Source organism: Paenibacillus sp. AGC31 (genome assembly GCF_057334655.1).
On record NZ_JBHFJH010000001.1, the window covers coordinates 29,103 to 47,615 of the forward strand.

Genomic DNA, 18,513 nt, shown 5'->3' on the forward strand with positions numbered 1-18,513 from the left:
TTATTCAGCGACGCCGCTAAAAAGAGAGACCACCCACTTGATTCCACTGTGTGAGAGATTTTGCAATAGTCCAGCCGTTTTGTCTGCCAACACATCAACCGGAGCCTTATTTTGATCTGCCCCAAGCACTTGGCTTGGTGACTGAACAGGTACAAATGGTGGTTCTTTAATTTCCTTTTGGACAGGAGCAGTCGGAACAGATTCGGTCACCGATGAAGTTGGCTCAGTTGTCACAACGGTTGACGTGCCTCCTGAGGGATTGCCCATATGAAAGTTGCTGCCAGCCAGCTGCATTCCAAACAGAACACCCAGCAACATTAATACAGCGATGGATAACAGTCTTTTACCGAATCTGGACATGTGCATTGCCTCCTGTCACTCTCTACTATTTTTCCTTCTAAACATATATGGTTTCTACCCACCCTGCGACGAGGTTTCCACACTGGCTTTGTCCACCTTCTGATCTTCCCAATACACTTGAGAAATCATGTCTGCGAGAATCTTTGATGTCCGTTGGAGCTCAGCTCCTGTATTGTCGATACCACCAATCTCAATCAAAATGCTGTTAGGTGAAAGGGTTTGGTTATACTCTCCATTGTTGGCTCCTCCGCCATCCTTGCCCCACACACCACGGGATACCCCAGGATACTTGGCTTCCAGTTTCTTATGAATTTTCGCTGCAAAGGCTTCATTCTGCCGCCAATTTGGATTTTCATGTCCAATAATGAAATATACTTTGGCGTAGCCCAAGTCATTAATAGTTGTTGTTGTTTTGCCATGACGCTGTGAATCGCGATGAATGTCTATGAGATACGTCAGATCATCATTTTGGGCGAGTGCCGCTTTTACCGTTTGACGGGAGTATTTATAGGAATAGTTCCAGTTATAGTCCTTTACTTTGGTGGGGTAATCATCCTTGGCGTGTTCTACGCCGATTCCCAGCTTCTCCAGACTGTCTGAGAGGTAGGTTCCCACTTGAAACACATTACCTGTTGATTTGCCTGATGATGGATTATCACTTTTCGTACCAAGCAGTGGATTATAGCCTTCCCGTGGATGGGAATGATAGATAAGAATTGACTTTTTACCTGTTGTCGGTGAGCCTGAATTGTCTTTTTCGCCATTCTTCGCTGGGGGATCTTCTTTACCTTCTCCATCTCCAGGCTCAGTCGACTCAGGTGGATCCGTATTGTCCTGGCCTGGTGGAACATGCAGCTCACTACCGGGTTTTCCTCCACCTGCGGAAGCAGTATCCGTAAGACCGGGTCCGGGCTGATAATCTTCGGGAGCCTCGGCTTTTTCGTTACCAGATCCAGGACGGAGCAGAACAGGTTGGTTGGAACCCATGCCCGGCATTTCTCTCGCAATCAGGCTCTTCGGATCTTGTGGATTTACATTTGTTAGTAATTGGAAAACAAAAGAGGTGAGATTCTCACCAGATATGGCAGAGGTCTGTTCCTTCTGGGTGAGATGAGGCATCTCCATACCGAGCATATCGACGAAAAAGCGGCTTGACACGGCACTTGCAAATCCTTTCATGGAAGAAACGGGTGAATTATTCAAGCGTTTCTCTGCCATGCCCCCCAGACCCAGTACGACAAAAAACAAGGCAGATATGATCATAAGCAACAACAACGTACGGCCCATGGCCAGCACGTGCAGACATCTTTTTTTCCATTTCCCAATATTCCAGGCCAATATCTTGTTCATTCTGCTGTCTCCTTCCCTGCTGGACAACTCTTATACTTCAACTCTATGAGCCGGTCCAATTTGATAGAACAGGAAAATGAAAGATTCCAGAAACAAAAAAAGAAAGTCCGATAGATTCGGACCTTCTTCTCAGCAGTTTTAAGTTTTAATGTGTATAAGCGGCTACGTTATCTGGATTCACGGCATCATGGAGCGCGGCGTTAAGTCCTGAAGCGATAACATTGGCAATTCCCTCAATAAACTCATCGATTTCCTTTGGGGTCACAATGAGGTCATGACCTAGTGGCTCCAGTACCTCTTTCACCAGACTCAAGCGATCTTGTTCACCGATGTCGTCCAGCATGCCCATGATCTGTTTGGTCTGATCCGTTTCCTGGCGAAAGTGTGAGCTCATCATCTCAATCACATTATTCACGATGGTGGACGCATAACATACGGTTGGTACTCCGATGGCGATGCAAGGCACACCTAATATCTCACGAGTCAGGCCACGCCGTTTGTTTCCAATACCGGAACCCGGGTGAATACCAATGTCCGCGACCTGAATCGTTGTATTTACACGTTCCAAGGAACGGGAGGCCAGCGCATCAATCGCAATAATGGCATCCGGCTTGGTCCGGTCTACAATCCCCTGTACGATGTCACTGGATTCAATGCCTGTTGTACCTAATACACCGGGAGCAATCGCGCTGACTTCCCGATACCCTGGCGCAACCTGATCTGGCACCAATTCGAAATACTGACGGGTCACCATCAGATTTTCCACAACAAGTGGACCAAGTGAGTCCGGGGTGACATTTAAGTTGCCCAGGCCCACAATCAAGACCTTGGATGTTTTGTTGATTCCGGCCTTAATCATAAAATCTTCCATTTCACGGGTGAACTCGGCAGCAACTCGCTCCTGTAACTCGGTATCACCATTCCGTAGTGAAGGTACTTCCAAGGTGACATAGTGACCTTTCACCCGTCCAATCGCTTTGGCTGCTTCTTCATTCAGGACATCAATACGTGTAATCGTAATACCCTCTTTTTTCTCTACATCTTCCCGTAGTCCGGGAATCGTCTGTTTCTGTCCACCTTGCGCCATTTCCTTGGAGTCGATCGCCAAATCGGTACGAACTGTATAGTTTTGCAAATCCAGTGTCATTCTGTCCCTGCCTCCCTTACCGCATTTGAGCATATTGTGTGGGAAAAAGAGTTTCTTTATGCAGCATGTCGAACATCGTAGGAATATCTGTTGCATTTTACATGCTAGCGTGATAGAATATTTTAAGTTGTGAAACGTTTGTATTCATGCAAATGCCTTACAGGAGGTGAATGTAATGCCAAACATCAAATCCGCTGTTAAACGCGTAAAAACGAGCGACAAGCGCCGCGCACTCAACGCTTCCCAGAAGTCTGCACTCCGTACAGCTGTTAAAGCTGCTGATGCTGCTCTGGTAAGTAACGAAGTTGATACTGCAAAAGCTGCGATTCAAGCTGCTTCCAAAAAGCTGGACAAGGCTGTAACTAAAGGTCTGGTTCATAAAAATGCTGCAGCACGCAAAAAGTCTCGCTTGGCGAAAAAACTGAACGCTCTTTCCGCACAAGCGTAAGAAGCGTTACTTATACGATCCAATGGAAAAATCCTGAACAGCATAGGCTTTCAGGATTTTTTAGTATCTGATTCGATAAGTATAAGACACAAACAAAAGCGACCTTTATTCCGATGATTTAACCATCATGGAGCAAAGGTCGCTTTGTTTGTTATTCACACTAGTAATCTATTACGTTTACGTATTCATTCACGCACCAAGTCTCAATAAGAACAGCTCCAGACCAAGCACTTTATCCACCGCTCCTGTTTTCATCTGGTAATCCAATTCGCTGAGGTGACTCAGAATCATTCTCAGACGTTCCGGCTGAAATTTGCGGGCTTGCTCACCCGCAATCTTAACAGCATAAGGATGCAGCCCAAGCTGACTGGCAATCTGCTGCTGGGAGTAACTTTGTTGCCCCAACTCTTTCACCTGGATCATGATCCGAAACTGGCGTGCGATTAAAGCCGCAATTTTAATCGGTTCTTCCCGCTGCTTCAGCAACTCATAGAAAAGAGCCAACGCTTTCTCCAGTCGCAAATTAGCAAGTTCCTCCACCAGTGAAAATACATTTTGCTCTGTACTACGGGCAACCAGTGACTCGATATCAGCACGCTTGATTGTCCCCCCATTACCCGCAAACAAACATAACTTGTCTACTTCAGCAGACAGGGTCTGAAGACCTGTTCCTGCATAGCTGATCAACGTTTCCGCCGCTCCCGTCTCCAAGGAAACATCCCGCTGCTTCGCAAGTTTCACTATCCAATTCAATAACTCTTCTCCACTGAGTGGAGCAAAAGCAAGAACTACTGCCTGTTTCTTGACAGCTTTCACCAGTTTCTTACGCTCATCCAGCTTATCCCCTTGGGCCAGGAAAACAATCGTACTGTAATCTGCCGGATTTTCCATATATGTAAGCAGACGATCAACCTGATGTTCAATCTTGGATTCTTTACCTGCAGTGAACAAGCTCGCGTCTCTTACAATTATTAATTTGCGTGGAACCAGAAAAGGTACAGTCTCTGCTTCTTCAATAACGACCTCCACAGCCGTTTCAGACAAATCATATGGAATAATCGCAAAATCACGATGTTCTTCTTCAATAACCTGTTCTTTTAACATATCCGTAAATTGCTGTATCTGGTACTTCTCCGTTCCGTACAGCACATATATCGGTGCCGTTTCTCCATTACGTATTGCCTTTGTTGCACTTTTTACATCCATTCACGGCGCCTCCTTATCCCTCTTATCCTACCAGAAAAAACGCAAGACAACAAAGGGACCTTACATCCAGTTATGGATGAAGGTCCCCTGTCCTACATCTATATAAACGCTGACACCAGCAGTTCTAGAAAAAGCCGGTGCGCGGTCATACGACGTCAGTTGTTTGAACTGAGATAGGACGTTTTGTTACTTCCACTATATGCTTGTCATGCTGAAATTGTTCTTTCGTTTAGAGGAGCGCACTCCCCATTTTTAATTATTTCGCAGGAGCTCCACCTGAAACAGCAGGTACATTAAACGAGTTCTTGGCTGTTGTTCCGTCCTTGTCCGTTTCGTAATTAAATAGGGTGCCATCCTTCGACCAACTCGCTGACTTCAGTGTTCCCTCTATGCTGCGTTGTTCAACCAGATTCAGAACATCCGGTTCGCTCACAGGTTTGGAGTATATGCTGATTTGATCACCAATAAGCATAACTACATAGGAGCCGTCAGGTGACTTCCATTCTTTTGGTGCTGCTGTTGTAGCCATTCCCTGATCCGGTCCTGCTGCGAATCCTTTGTTTCCTCCAGAAGCGTCTGCACCTGCACTGGAATCAGGTACAGCGTTACCTTCAACCGGAACATCTTCAGTCATATTAGGTGTTGTATCCTGAGAAGTGAAGGATTGCGCATCTCCATTTTCTGTTTCTGTTACTCCACTCTCTTCCCCATCTGCAGAAGATTTAGGAGAATCTCCAGATTCCTGAATTCTCTGCTCAGAATCCTGGTTCTGAACCTGATTATTCTGATTATCGGTCGGAGGAGTTTTGGACGAATTATCCTGCGGTCCTTTATTCGGAGCAGGCGTTGATTCGGTAGCCGGTTGTTGTTTAGGTGTAGGATTTGACTGAACTTCAGGCTCCTGCATCTCATCTCCACCGTTCTCTTCAGGAATTGTTTCTACGCCTTGGTTATCTGGTTCAGTTGGTGAAACATTCGATTGATCCACAAACACATCGTTGCTGCTTGGTTGGGACGAAGTGGCAGGATCATAATTTTCAATATTCTTGCTTAATGGATTTTCATCCACATTGCCGCTCTCTTGAGAAGCTCCAGAGCTCATCAACATGGAATCGGCATTCTCAATCTGTTCAGGCTGATATCCCCAGATGGCGAATCCCAATACAACTGCCGCAGCCGCTGCACCCACCGACATACGTCCTGCCATCGAGTTAAGCCATTTTTGCTTCGTTTTCCGCTCACTTGAACGTTGTAGATTCTCAAATGCAGCGGGGACAGGATTCATTTCCTGTATGGTGCTACTTTGTTCCTTCCGCGCTTCGTCAATAGCATCAAGCTGTGGCATAATCGCATCAACCAGACTAAATTTCGGGCTTACTTGCGGTAATTCTTCCAGTTCTCTGGAAAGAGCTCTGAGTAAACTAAAATTCTCGGCGCACTCCGGACACTTCGCCACATGCTGTAGCATCTGCGCGGTTTCCGCCTCGCCCAGATCATGATCCAGATAGCGGTGCATCCATTCCACCACCTCTTCGCATTTCATCCTGTCACACCACCTTTCTGATATTCCTGTAGTAGATTCTGTAATTGCTGTCTGGCTCTAAATAAATAAGATTTCACCGTATTCAACGGAAGATCGAGACAATCCGCAATTTCATTGTAGGATAAGTCCTGCAAATATCTTAGAACAATAACGGTACGATGATGCTCGGGAAGTTTGTTGATCGCATCCTGAATGTCTTGGGCCACATATGTAGACATGACCTCGTACTCCACATCCTGATTATCCTGAAAAACCATGTCATGTTCGTCAATGGAGACAGACGGCTTGGTTCTTCTGAATTTATCAATACAGATGTTTGTAACGATGCGTTGTACCCATGTTTTGAATTGGGCCTTTTCTTCGTATGAATTGATTTTGGTGTAAATTCGGATCAACGCTTCCTGCGCAGCATCCAAAGCGTCCTGTTCATTATTTAGAATGTAATATGCGGTCCGATAGACATGTTGTTCAATCTCCCGCAATAGGGTAATTAGAGCGTCGCGATCGCCCGATTGAGCGGCTCTGATGAGTTCCGGCTCTACCACAAAGGATCCCCCTCTCCCTGCAACCTTACAGACGTGATCATCAATAAAATTGTTGCAAAGTTAAGTATTTTTTAAATTTGCCATAACAAAATAACGGCGTATGTATTAGGGCCGCTGAAATCTTCTCTTAGAATAACAGAAATTGCATAACGAGTCACCAAACGTATCCAAAAGGGATTCCATTACTTACACGACTCAATTCAAATGCAATGGCATACATTATAGATAAGCACTTTTTTGGGTCCAAAAATAAAAAAAGTCGAAATTTGTCCAAATTTAAGCTGTTTTTAATGCAATTTTCATGAAAATAGTGTATTGTAAATTTACATTCATAAACACGAGGTGATGAGCATGCCAGCTCTTGCGAAAATTCAAGCTTTAAAAGAACAAATGCCCAAAGAATATCAAAGTATTTCCCACTTTGTGGAACATGCATTGGAGTCCATTGATACTCTGGTTGAGGAACATCGGAAGTACGTAGCTGCACAGGCATTATACGGCGATAAAATCGTTGGAACGGAAGAACGCTTGTACAGAGAAACCGTACTTGATGTGAGAGCACAACTGTTGATGACTCTTGAGAAAACGGTAGAAGATCTGTTGCACAAGGGCGATAAACACTGGAACAAACACTTTAAGGATGGCGTAGAATAGTTCTTATATTTCTTCTACATTTTGAAAAAATGGCCCGTTTTCCGATATTCTCCCTCGTGGAGTGTAACGGAAAGCGGGCTTTTTTTGTGCTGTGCTGTAACCTGCAATCAAATGAAGTGATTAATTGGTATATTCATCAGTAAATCGCCATCAGTTTGCCATTGAGAAACCCTAAAGCTCTTATGCCTGCGGAGCTGGCATACACCCAAACCTCGATTTTGCCTTTTGAACTCGTTTCATACGTAATGCTCGATGGATCTCCCCATGCAAGGCGCACCTGAGTTATGTTCATTCCTAAAGCTACTTCTCCAGCAATGATTTTATTCCAAGTGGACTTGGACCAATTGTATTTCTTATACGGATCAGAAGAGAAGAATTGGTTGGAATCGGCAAGCATCTCCGTCACACTGGAAGGTGCACCTCCTGCGTAGGCAGAAACGGTTTTTCCTTTTGCATTACGGAAGATAATAGAGTAACTTCGATCACCGTATTTAATCTTCTCAATTTTGATATCTGATATGGTCACTTTACTGAAACGTTGCCCTAAACTCGTATCACTGTTGATCCAGTAGGACTTGCCAATGAAGCGAGCAAGGTTCCCCAACTCTTTTTTCTTGATCAGTGCAAGTGTATCCTTCGATTCCACCAAAATAGAAGAATTTCCAACCAGCACCTTGGCCTGCTTTAGCTCAGCATCCCATCGAACCTGAATACCCGCAGCCTGTCTTAACAAGTCCGCAGGAAATACAGTTTGTCCTCCAATGGTTTGTACTTTCCCTTTCAACTTCAGCTCTGTGTTGTTTAATCGCGCAACAGCACTCCCTTTTTGCAAAACAATACTGTCATCTCCAAATTGAATTTCAAAAGATGAACCCTTCACATCAATTTTGGCTCCCAAAGTTTTGAACACCGACTGTACTGGCAAGTATACATTTCCATCCAACAATGTGGCGCCTGTTAACTTTTGCTGTGAATCAACGTTCAGTTGAAGACTTGAAGCCAAATCACCTATCTTCAATGTGACTTTGGTTGTTCCCATGCCCGTAACCTTCAGTTTGCCTCCTGCCTGAATCTGTGCAACTTGGGGCTGCTCCACTATAATTTCTTCAGGCAATGGCGCACGTTTGTTTTTGAATCCATTACTATAATTCTCCTGAACGGTAAGGGTGATCGTATCCCCTATATTAGCGTCCTTGGAAGATGCTGTAAGTGTCACTTGATCTAACGCGGGAGCTGATAGAGGAGTTAACTTTCCATTATCATATGTAACCCACGATCCATCCTGTAACTGTGCATATAGTTCATCCAGATTAGGCCCATACACCATCCGCGATACGTTACTTAAACCCGGCAGTTGCTCGCCCTTATATTTGGCAGTTCGATCGTAGCTCCAGACGGTTCCATCCTGTTTCACTGTGAGCAGCTTATGCGTACTCCCCCACCAAATCAAAGATTGCACATTATTCGCAACCGTGATGTAGTCATCCTCATACAGCATACTTACGATCACTACCGAGCCATCATTTTTCAGCACAGCTGCGTAAACACCATTCGTTGCAATTGCTTTACCATCAGGTACATTTCCAGCTTTACGTATTTTTTTGTATTTGTCATAATATATATCTCCTGATGAAGATAATGCGCTATAAGAAGAATCGCTTCCAAAACTATAAGAATCCGCATCGATAATCGATTCCAAAACCTTAGCCTGATCATCAAAATTATAAAGGTTTCCATCCTGAAGCTGAACCCATCCATGACCATATACCTTAATCACACCATTGAATTGTTTCGTTACTGGTATATGCGCATTGTCCTTATTCCACCGAATCACTTGGCCATCGGCAGTCCAACCAAAGATGAAATAATCGTCTGATTTTGAAATACCAATCAGTTTTCGATTTTGTGTCCATACTCCACTTGTGATCCCTTTTGACCAAAGTGTACCATCGTCCAGCAAATAATCATTTCGGTCAAGAACTGAAGTGATGGAGTTACCCGATCCGGATGATGCAAAAGCGGAGGACTGTCCTGCGATCAAACCGATAACTAAAAGTCCAATGCATAGGGCTATCGCTTTTCTAATCCATTTCACTCTAAACTTCTGAGTTGCATTTCTGTTCTTTTTACTTTGCGACATTTCTACAAGTTCCATTTTCTTGATCCCCTCATTATTATGTATAGTGCTACGATCCCTAAGTATCTCTATCCCTCCTCTAAGGTGGGCCTAACTATTATTCGGTAAAAACAACCATAATCCTGCAACAAAAATCACCTAACAATAATAAAACCGCAAATCAAACCATATTTTTACATAACTTCAACAAACCAAATACAAATGATTGCATTTAATAATCTAAAATAGAAAACATATTACAAACGAAATAGGGCGTGCAACCGTAACAAACATCTAAATGGATATGCGGGAGACTAGATGAATCTAAAAATATTTTTCGAATACTTCCTGGGATTCTTTCTACTCAGTAGTGCTTTATTCATTGCATTTAATATGATAATAGGGCATAAAAGTTGGGATCAAATTGATCACATACTCAACTTATTCAGCGCAACTATAATTAGCTTGCCGATTAGTATCTCAAAAGCAAGAGAGTGAGAGTAGTTCCTCCTAGTCAACTATACTAAATGACAGCCTAACTATCCTCATAACGCATAACGATTAGAATGTGTTATTATTATGAAATTCAAAATGAAGTCGTTCGCAGGGGAACGACTTTTTTCTGTTATGGGTTAACCAAGTACTACTTTCTCCATGTCCCTCATCATTCTTTTTCAACATGTGTATGTTAAAATATAGTAACTCCCTAAGTCTATCAGTTGTTGAATATAGTTATTCAAGATGGAGGTCAATTTTCGAATGACAAGCACCCATAGAATCAATCAGCCACGCGGAAAAATAGTTGCAGCTGTATTAACTGCAGTGTTCATTTCACTTGCAATGGGGATATATCACTATGTCCCTATAGATGAAAGATTAGAGAATACCTACTATTATTCATTCGGGTATAAATTTGCAGTTGGATTATTGATTAACCTCGCTATTTTACTTTTCTTACTTACGCCCCTTTCTATATTGGTGGATGGATTACTTTTATGCAGAAAAAAAGATAATACGTATATGAGATTGCTCGTTGCTATTGCCGCATATGTTCTATTAGGCTTCACAGGTGGGGTCACCTACTCGATATTTACACGTAACTTCACTACTTTTTCCGCTCAGACTATCCACATTGTGGTATGTTCTCTTGTCTTTTTAACCTTACAGTTGGTATTAAATCGGCGTTTTCTTCACTCTTCTACTCACCGATAAATAGATCGTGTGCCGTCACTCAACTCCAAACAACTTGTATCGAATATCAATCTTCCCATCTTTCACCCTCATCTGGACCTCACCCATCTGATCTGTCCGATAAATCTCTGACCCGGTAGCTTCCAGACGTTCCATCACTCCCGGATTGGGATGCCCATATGTATTGTTAACTCCTGCAGATATCACAGCGGTTTTGGCGTTCCAGTATTGGAGCCAGGCTTCGGTCGACGACGTTTTACTACCATGATGAGCGACCTTTAGAACGTCAATGGATACAGACGCCTCCGCTGAAGCATCATTTGAATCAACCTGCAACGGGCGTGTAAGTACCCTTTGTACGACCCCCTCTGTAACTCCAAGATCTGCACCTTTCTGTTCAAACTGGGCAGCCAATGAGCCATCTTGAATCATATAGAGCAGGTCCTGCTCGGCTGCTGCATCCATATCTCCGGTGAACAACATGGAAGCCCCCGCCATTTCCAGCAAAAAGACAACGGAATCATGATTCTGGTGTTCAGATACAGGTAAATTGCCTGATGCATTTACATCCATATGTGCCAGATCCGGAGCTATAAAATGTAAACTTGTCTGCTTATCAGCCTTATAGGACATGCCCTGCTGAATAGCGTACAGAGGAATTTTCCGTTCCATGGCTGTGTCCAGTAATTTATCAAAGTTTTCTTTACCGCTGGTCGTGCCATTAAACATGAAACGTTTAACCGGAATCTGTTCCAGCACAGCCTGTAGTCCTCCGGCATGATCCTGATCGGCATGCGTTACAATGACAGCGTCCAGTTGATGGATACCTCTCTTTTTCAATAGAGGAACAACGACCTTGGCTCCCACCTCATACGGATCACGCCTTGTTTTCCAAGATTGTTCGTTGTTCCCAAAACTAACTGTTCCCCCGCCATCCACCAGAATGTGTTTGCCTTCCGGGGTTGTAATCAATGTGCTGTCTCCCTGACCAATATCCAAAAACTGCACGATGCCGGTTCCAGCAGGCTTGGGAGTCTGATATGCCCACCACATTCCAGAAATAAAGCTGATAGCGAGCAACCCGCACAACCATTGCTGAGCTTTACTCATTCGTTCACTTGAATAATAACCTGCACCTCGTGCGGTAAATGCACTTGTATATTCCGGCCAGGCAATGCTGGCTCCTAATGTCGTTAATGAAGTTTCTTTTCCATCTACGCGGTTCTTACCTTGATCCTGTGCCACGGTAGACATCGAAGAGCGAATGCCCACATTCGCCATGGAAACTGGAGGTCGTCGCCTCACAAGAGGAGCCGTCTCTTCCTCAACAAACGCTGTTTCTTGCTGCTCACCATTGCCACGATGCAACAGGTAGAGTAAGGCATACAACACAGCATAATATGCAGCAATCCACAACAGGGAAGGTGTTGCCCAGATCAACACAAAACCTGGCAGGCTATTCATCCACTCCACGCTTACAAATGTCAGTTGATTCAGTTGCATCGCTATCCATGCGAGGGGGTTCGCCAAGGGAACCCATATAAACGACAATAACATGGCAACCGTCCCCAGAGGTAATACAATGGCACTGATTAAAGATACAAGCAGAAAGTTGGCCACAAATGAGAGCAATGAGAACTGGTTGAAATATAAAATGGTTACTGGGAACGAAATCAGCTGAGCGGTCACGGTAACGGATGCTGTTGCTGCCAGAGATTTAGGCCAGCTTCTGAACAGTCGGTTTATCAGTGGCATATAGATCATCAGGCCTGCGGTCACAAGAAAGGATAACTGGAAGCTGACGCTCAGCAAAAAGTACGGGTCCCACCACATCATCAGCAAAGCTGCTGCACTAATCATCTGAAGGCCGTCTCTGGCGAGGCCTCGACGTGCCATATACAACCCAATCATGGACATCATTCCTGCCCGAATCACTGAAGGTGAACCTCCGGATAACAGTACATAAGCTGGCACCAGGATCAGAACAATCGTAAGTGCCGTCTCTCTGGTAAGCCTTAGCCAGGATAAAATAAGGAGAAGAGAAGCTACATATACAGCGACATGGGTCCCGGATATTGCCAGGATATGCGTTAGACCCAGTTGTGAAAACTGACCATAGGTACCCGGATCGATATCAGTAGCCATCCCGATAATAAGACCCTTCATATATCCAGCATGAGGCTCTGGAAATAACTGCTCAACCGCCGAGCCCAACTTATGCCTAGTCCAATCTGTCCACCGTAGTATGTTATATTGTCCAAGTTCCTCAGGAGCAACTGCTGTTACCGAACTGGCTCCCTTCACTTTGAACAACCAGTGGATATGCAGGGTTCGCAAATAACTGCGATAATCAAACCCGCCAAAGTTTCTTGCTTCGCCAGGAAGGGCAAAAGAGCCATTAAGTGTGATTTCATCGCCCCTCTTCCAGCCCGCTGCTACCTGTTGTTCTTCTTCCTCCAACAGTCTGACTTGTACGATCAATTGTTCATTTATGTTGAATGCAGATGATGATGCGAGATCTGTATCTGCTGACGAATCCGATATGGGTAATATTGAAGACATCTGTATCTTAAAGTCAGCCCGGTCTCCATCAATGCGAACATCTGACACCAGCTCACCCTGAATTTCGGCTGCCAAACCGTCCAACTCTTTAGCAGAGATGTGAGTAGTCTTGGACAGACTGCTATGATTGCGTGCATCATTCCATTCCCAATGTGCAGCGCCTCCAATAAAGGCAACAAGTAAAAATAAAACAGACCATCCACGCACATTAATAAAATGAAGTAAAAGTGGCAGACATGCCAGAGCTCCAATTAGCCCCCAGATTAACGTCCAGCCTGTTAACGCGCATGCTATCCCGCTCCCGCACAACCAACAAATCGTAAAACTTAATAACGGTCTGCCTTTCATTTCTACCCCTCCCTCATTTCACCCGTTGAACGCAGAAAAACCCCCGGAAAGCCAATTCAGGCTTGCCGGAGGTTCTCCCTCACGTATTCGACCATATTCACATTAATTGCTCACAGTCATCATCGTTTCCCGCGGGGGCTGGTAATTCTCCAGCCTGCGGAACGTTATGCCCTTCTGTTCCATCATATTGGTAACCTTGCCGGTATCTTTAGGATAAGAACGATGAAACACGATTTCTGTAATCCCGCTATTCGCCAGCATATTGGCACATGTCCAGCACGGTTCGTCGGTCACGTACACGGACGAGCCTTCGCGGTCGATTCGATCTGTGAATAAAAGCAAATTTTGCTCCGCATGGATTGTGCGAATGCATCGTTGCTTTTTCACCATTTCTTCTTGCCCATCGGTCACGACCAACTCATACTCTTCCGATATCATGCAACCTGCTTCAGAACAATCCGGGACGCCGGTGGGTGCACCATTATAGGCTGTTCCCAGCAGTTTCTTCCCCTGAACAAGAACGGCACCCACATGACGACGCGAACAGCGGGAACGAGTGGAAACCATATACGCGATGTCCATAAAATACGTATCCCAGTCCTTGCGTACCTCTGTACTCATGCTGCTTTCCTCCCGCTCAACACATTTTTTTATTTCTAATATTACCGGATCTGCACATAAGGTGCCATCTTCTCCAGCATCTTCATGCCGATCCCTTTGACCTTTGTCAGATCACTCACTTTTGCAAAAGGACCATGTGCATTCCGATAGTCGACAATAGCCTGAGCTTTCTTCTCTCCAATTCCGGGAAGATTCGTAAGCTTGGAGACAGGTGCAGTATTCACATCAATCTTCCCATTGTCGCTAGCTTCCTCACGAACTACAGGTGGGTTACTGTTCGAGCCCGTCTCGGAGGTAACCGAAGGATCAGAATTCGTACCCTGCGTAACTGGTTCAATCGAATTTGAGGTGTCCGGTGGATTATCATTCGTCTGACTTGTAGTTTGAACAACTGAATCACCTTCAACCCCAACGCTCGCAAGCTCTTTAGACTCTTCTGCCTTAGCCTCATTCCCAGTCTGCATCCCACTTGCATCCGCTCCCGAAGATACTCCTGTATTGCCCTGAACCGAAGTAGCCGACAGTACAGCAGGGAGTTCCTGCTCTATCGTCGGCTTCTCGGTGCCGAGCTGCAAGGGTTCCCAGCCACTAGGTGGTTGTTCACTTTTGCCCGACCATAATATAAGTATACTTCCAACCACCGCAGCAGCAATGGTCATCCCTTTGTTCCATCTCATTCTTCCACACCTCTCCCTGAATTCAAAATCATTCATTTCGAACACGGGCGGTGCTTCCGAACCGTTGAACTTTCCTGATGAAACAAGTTGTGCATTTTTCATGTCATGTGAAACAGGTCCTCACGCATAGAATAGAGGGAATGAACTGCGCCAGTACCGTAAAGCATGAAAGGAGGCCTGAAACAATGAAGGTTGGATTTATCGGAACCGGCAGCATGGGCAGCCTGCTAATCTATGCCCTGATCCAATCGGGTGCACTTGAGCCCCGGCAGATCGCGGCCAGCAATCGAACCCCGTCCAAAGTACGTCAGTTATCCCTCCGTTACCCCGGTCTGCATGAATCCCAGAGCAATCGGGAAACGGTGATCCGAAGCAACATCATCTTCCTGTGCGTGAAGCCGCTTGAATTCAAACATGTTATTGACGACATCCTGCCTGTCGTGAATCCCAATCATATAATTGTCTCGATCACCAGTCCCGTGCAGCTGCGACATCTGGAATCTTCACTTCCTTGCAAAGTCTCCAAGGTAATTCCCAGCGTCACACACCAAGTCGGCAGTGGAGCATCCCTCTGCATACATGGCGAACGAATGACCAGTGAAGACCGCGCTGTGTTGGAAAGTCTGCTCAGTCATATAGGCAGGCCGTACCAAGTGGATGAAGCCTGTACACGAATCACATCCGACTTCTCCAGCTGCGGACCTGCATTCATATCGTTCTTTTTGGAACAGTGGATCGAAAGTGCAGTGAAGCTGACAGGCATCAAAAGGGCAGATGCCTGCGCTCTGGCTGGCGAAATGCTCCTGGGAACAGGCAAGCTGCTCACCGAAGGAGGATACACCCCGCAAGAGCTTCAGGCTCGTGTCGCTGTACCTGGCGGTATTACCGCTCAGGCACTTGCACTGCTGAAGGTTAGTCTTGACGGCGTTTTCGACAGCCTGATCCACACGACACATGACAAATATGATGAAGATTTGTTAAAGCTGGATGAACTATTCCGAGCCGGTGAGATTAACCGGCAACAATATTAACGAGTTTGCCTGGAACGGCAATGACCTTGCGAATGGTCTTGCCTTCCAGCGCCTGCTTAACAGGTGCCAGCTCCATCGTAAAGTCCTGCATACCTTGTGCATCCAGATCCTTCGCGATTGTAGCACGAGTTACAATTTTACCATTTACCTGAACAACGATTTCTACTTCCGCATCCACTGTCATGGACTCATCATATTCAGGCCAAGCCACGTAAGAGATTCCACCTTCATGACCCAAACGGCTCCACAGTTCCTCTGCCATATGCGGTGCCAGTGGTGACAACAGCTGTACAAATTTCTCCATCGCTTCACGAGGCAGTGTGTCCGCTTTGTATGCATCGTTGATGAAAATCATCAGCTGGCTGATGGATGTGTTGAAGCGCAGATGTTCCAGATCTTCCGTAACTTTTTTGATCGTTTTGTGAGCAGTCCGTTTGAACTCATCCGTTCCACCGTCCACCGTAATCTTGTCATTGATGGCTCCTGTGTCTTCGTTAATGAAGAGACGCCATACACGTGACAGGAAGCGGTGCATGCCTTCAACCCCGTTTGCATTCCACGGTTTTGTCGCTTCCAATGGTCCCATGAACATCTCGTACAGACGCAATGTATCTGCACCAAATTCATTCACGATTTCATCCGGGTTAATGACATTACCACGAGATTTACTCATTTTCTCATTATTGGTACCCAGGATCATACCTTGGTTCACCAGTTTGTGGAAAGGCTCTTTGGTCTCCACAACACCCAGATCATACAGCACTTTGTGCCAGAAACGAGCGTACAGCAAGTGAAGTACCGCGTGCTCTGCTCCGCCAATGTACAGATCAACTGGCAACCACTGCTGCTGTTTCTCCTTGGAGATCAGTTCCTTGTCATTGTGCGGATCGATAAAGCGCAGGTAATACCAGCAGCTACCCGCCCATTGTGGCATGGTGTTGGTCTCACGACGTGCCTTCATTCCCGTTTCCGGATCTACCGTATTCACCCACTCCGTAACATTCGCCAGTGGTGATTCTCCTGTACCCGAAGGTTTGATCTGGTCGATATCAGGCAGCAGCAGTGGAAGTTGATCCTCCGGTACGGTCTTCATCGTTCCGTCTTCCAGATGCAGAATCGGGATTGGCTCACCCCAGTAGCGCTGACGACTGAACAGCCAATCGCGCAGACGATAGGTCACTTTCCCTTGTCCTTTACCGTTCTCTTCCAACCAAGCAATCATCTTGGCAACCGCTTCTTCATTGTTCAGTCCGTTCAGGAAATCGGAATTCACATGCGCGCCATCACCCGAATACGCCTCTTGTGTAACGTCTCCACCTTGAATAACCTCGATGATATCTAGACCGAACTGCTTCGCAAATTCCCAGTCACGCGCATCATGACCCGGAACAGCCATAACCGCACCTGTACCGTAACCTGCAAGAACGTAATCAGCAATCCAGATCGGCAGTTTTGCACCATTAACAGGGTTGATTGCATAAGAGCCAGTGAATACACCTGTTTTGTCTTTGGCCAAATCTGTACGTTCCAGATCACTTTTACGAGAAGCCTGCTCCTGATAAGCCTGAATCGCTTCACGTTGGTCATCGGTTGTAATTGCTTCTACCAATTCATGTTCCGGAGCAAGTACTGCAAAGCTCGCACCGAACAATGTGTCCGCACGGGTAGTGAACACCTTGATGACTTCCTCGCGACCTTCAATGGCAAATACAACTTCTGCACCTGTCGATTTACCGATCCAGTTGCGCTGCATATCCTTGATGCTTTCAGACCAGTCCAGCTCTTCCAGGTCTTCCAACAGACGCTCTGCATACTCGGTAATTCTTAGTACCCATTGACGCATCGGTTTACGTACAACCGGATGTCCTCCACGTTCACTCTTGCCATCAATAACCTCTTCATTAGCCAGTACCGTTCCAAGGGCTTCACACCAGTTAACTGCAACTTCATCCACATAAGCCAGGCCTTTATTGTACAGCTGAATAAAGATCCATTGTGTCCATTTATAGTATTCAGGGTCCGTTGTGCTGATCTCACGATCCCAGTCATAGGAGAAACCAAGCGATTTGATCTGGCGACGGAAATTGTCAATATTGCGGAATGTAATATCTCGTGGATGTTCACCTGTATCCAGTGCATGCTGCTCAGCAGGCAGACCGAAAGCATCCCAACCCATTGGGTGCAATACGTTGTAACCGCGCATACGTTTGTAGCGGGAAACGATATCCGTTGCCGTATATCCTTCCGGGTGACCTACGTGCAGACCTGAACCGGATGGATAAGGGAACATATCCAGCGCATAAAATTTCGGTTTAGCTGGGTCCTCACCCGTTTTAAACGTTTTATTTGCATCCCAGTATTGCTGCCAACTTTTTTCCATGACTTGTGGCTGATAGCCGTGTTTCGGCTGGTTATTCTCACTCATCTATTGTTCCTCCTTCAGGTTATTCGCGTTAGCTTTAATTGCAACAAAAAAACCTCAGCATCCCGTAGCGTTTGCAGCGCTAGGGACGAGAGGTTGAATTCCCGTGGTACCACCCTAGTTAGCGGACGAACGTGCTTCGTCATCCACTCCCTTTGGACCTGTAACGGCGGTTAACCGATGCGGATTTCCATTCCTGAACCCAAAGTTTTATACAAGCAGGTTAAACAGAATGGTGTAATCACCGCATTTCTCCAAGGCGAGTTCGCAAATCACTGTCAACCGGCTTGCA

General features: G+C 45.6%; 15 protein-coding genes and 1 other annotated feature (1 of these 16 cut by a window edge). Of the genes, 4 read left to right on the forward strand and 11 right to left on the reverse strand.

Annotated features, from left to right (window positions below; translation table 11 throughout):
* From ACE04G_RS00110 to gpr, 3 genes are all read right to left on the reverse strand, one after another.
* Window positions 1–360, reverse strand: coding sequence for a hypothetical protein (locus ACE04G_RS00110; protein ID WP_076211674.1), 360 nt, complete (start codon window positions 358–360; stop codon window positions 1–3).
* A 54-nt stretch (window positions 361–414) separates the two neighbouring features.
* Window positions 415–1,710: a stage II sporulation protein P gene (locus tag ACE04G_RS00115; protein WP_076211676.1), complete on the reverse strand. Its 1,296-nt coding sequence runs from the start codon at window positions 1,708–1,710 to the stop codon at window positions 415–417.
* 145 nt (window positions 1,711–1,855) lie between these two features.
* A complete protein-coding gene (gene gpr, locus ACE04G_RS00120) occupies window positions 1,856–2,857 on the reverse strand; it encodes a GPR endopeptidase (RefSeq protein WP_076211678.1) in 1,002 nt (333 codons plus the stop codon).
* 175 nt (window positions 2,858–3,032) lie between these two features.
* Between gpr and rpsT the strand changes: the two genes are divergently transcribed.
* Entirely contained in the window at window positions 3,033–3,305 is a 273-nt protein-coding gene (gene rpsT, locus ACE04G_RS00125; RefSeq protein WP_024628504.1) for a 30S ribosomal protein S20, read from the forward strand.
* Window positions 3,306–3,494: 189 nt separating this feature from the next.
* Here the strand turns inward: rpsT and holA are convergent, their stop codons facing one another.
* The 3 genes from holA to ACE04G_RS00140 all read right to left on the reverse strand — a co-directional run bounded on the left by holA (window position 3,495) and on the right by ACE04G_RS00140 (window position 6,599).
* On the reverse strand, window positions 3,495–4,511 hold the full coding sequence (holA, locus tag ACE04G_RS00130; protein WP_036668560.1) for a DNA polymerase III subunit delta: 1,017 nt from the start codon (window positions 4,509–4,511) through the stop codon (window positions 3,495–3,497).
* A gap of 256 nt (window positions 4,512–4,767) precedes the next feature.
* A complete protein-coding gene (locus ACE04G_RS00135) occupies window positions 4,768–6,054 on the reverse strand; it encodes an anti-sigma factor family protein (RefSeq protein WP_449003560.1) in 1,287 nt (428 codons plus the stop codon).
* Entirely contained in the window at window positions 6,051–6,599 is a 549-nt protein-coding gene (locus ACE04G_RS00140; RefSeq protein ID WP_017687205.1) for an RNA polymerase sigma factor, read from the reverse strand. The genes ACE04G_RS00135 and ACE04G_RS00140 overlap by 4 nt, the downstream gene beginning before the upstream one ends.
* Before the next feature lie 351 nt (window positions 6,600–6,950).
* Between ACE04G_RS00140 and ACE04G_RS00145 the strand changes: the two genes are divergently transcribed.
* Entirely contained in the window at window positions 6,951–7,253 is a 303-nt protein-coding gene (locus ACE04G_RS00145) for a hypothetical protein (RefSeq protein WP_145323317.1), read from the forward strand.
* Window positions 7,254–7,389: 136 nt separating this feature from the next.
* On the opposite strand, the gene ACE04G_RS00150 is transcribed toward ACE04G_RS00145, so the two are convergent.
* Window positions 7,390–9,408, reverse strand: a complete 2,019-nt coding sequence (locus ACE04G_RS00150; RefSeq protein ID WP_449003559.1) for a copper amine oxidase N-terminal domain-containing protein — start codon at window positions 9,406–9,408, stop codon at window positions 7,390–7,392.
* A gap of 720 nt (window positions 9,409–10,128) precedes the next feature.
* On the opposite strand from ACE04G_RS00150, the gene ACE04G_RS00155 reads away from it, so the two are divergent.
* On the forward strand, window positions 10,129–10,581 hold the full coding sequence (locus tag ACE04G_RS00155) for a hypothetical protein (RefSeq protein ID WP_449003558.1): 453 nt from the start codon (window positions 10,129–10,131) through the stop codon (window positions 10,579–10,581).
* 15 nt (window positions 10,582–10,596) lie between these two features.
* Here ACE04G_RS00155 and ACE04G_RS00160 read toward each other — a convergent pair whose 3' ends face one another.
* The 3 genes from ACE04G_RS00160 to ACE04G_RS00170 form a co-directional block, all read right to left on the reverse strand.
* On the reverse strand, window positions 10,597–13,470 hold the full coding sequence (locus ACE04G_RS00160; RefSeq protein WP_449003557.1) for a ComEC/Rec2 family competence protein: 2,874 nt from the start codon (window positions 13,468–13,470) through the stop codon (window positions 10,597–10,599).
* A gap of 102 nt (window positions 13,471–13,572) precedes the next feature.
* Window positions 13,573–14,091 (reverse strand): deoxycytidylate deaminase, encoded by a 519-nt coding sequence (locus ACE04G_RS00165; protein WP_017687196.1) that lies wholly within the window; start codon window positions 14,089–14,091, stop codon window positions 13,573–13,575.
* A 41-nt stretch (window positions 14,092–14,132) separates the two neighbouring features.
* Entirely contained in the window at window positions 14,133–14,768 is a 636-nt protein-coding gene (locus tag ACE04G_RS00170; RefSeq protein WP_449003556.1) for a ComEA family DNA-binding protein, read from the reverse strand.
* 185 nt (window positions 14,769–14,953) lie between these two features.
* Between ACE04G_RS00170 and comER the strand changes: the two genes are divergently transcribed.
* On the forward strand, window positions 14,954–15,799 hold the full coding sequence (gene comER, locus ACE04G_RS00175; protein ID WP_036615122.1) for a late competence protein ComER: 846 nt from the start codon (window positions 14,954–14,956) through the stop codon (window positions 15,797–15,799).
* Here comER and leuS read toward each other — a convergent pair.
* On the reverse strand, window positions 15,780–18,224 hold the full coding sequence (gene leuS / locus ACE04G_RS00180; RefSeq protein WP_449003555.1) for a leucine--tRNA ligase: 2,445 nt from the start codon (window positions 18,222–18,224) through the stop codon (window positions 15,780–15,782). The two genes, comER and leuS, sit on opposite strands and share 20 nt — an antisense overlap.
* Window positions 18,225–18,302: 78 nt before the next feature.
* Window positions 18,303–18,513, reverse strand: a binding site (T-box leader); it runs 60 nt beyond the window's last position.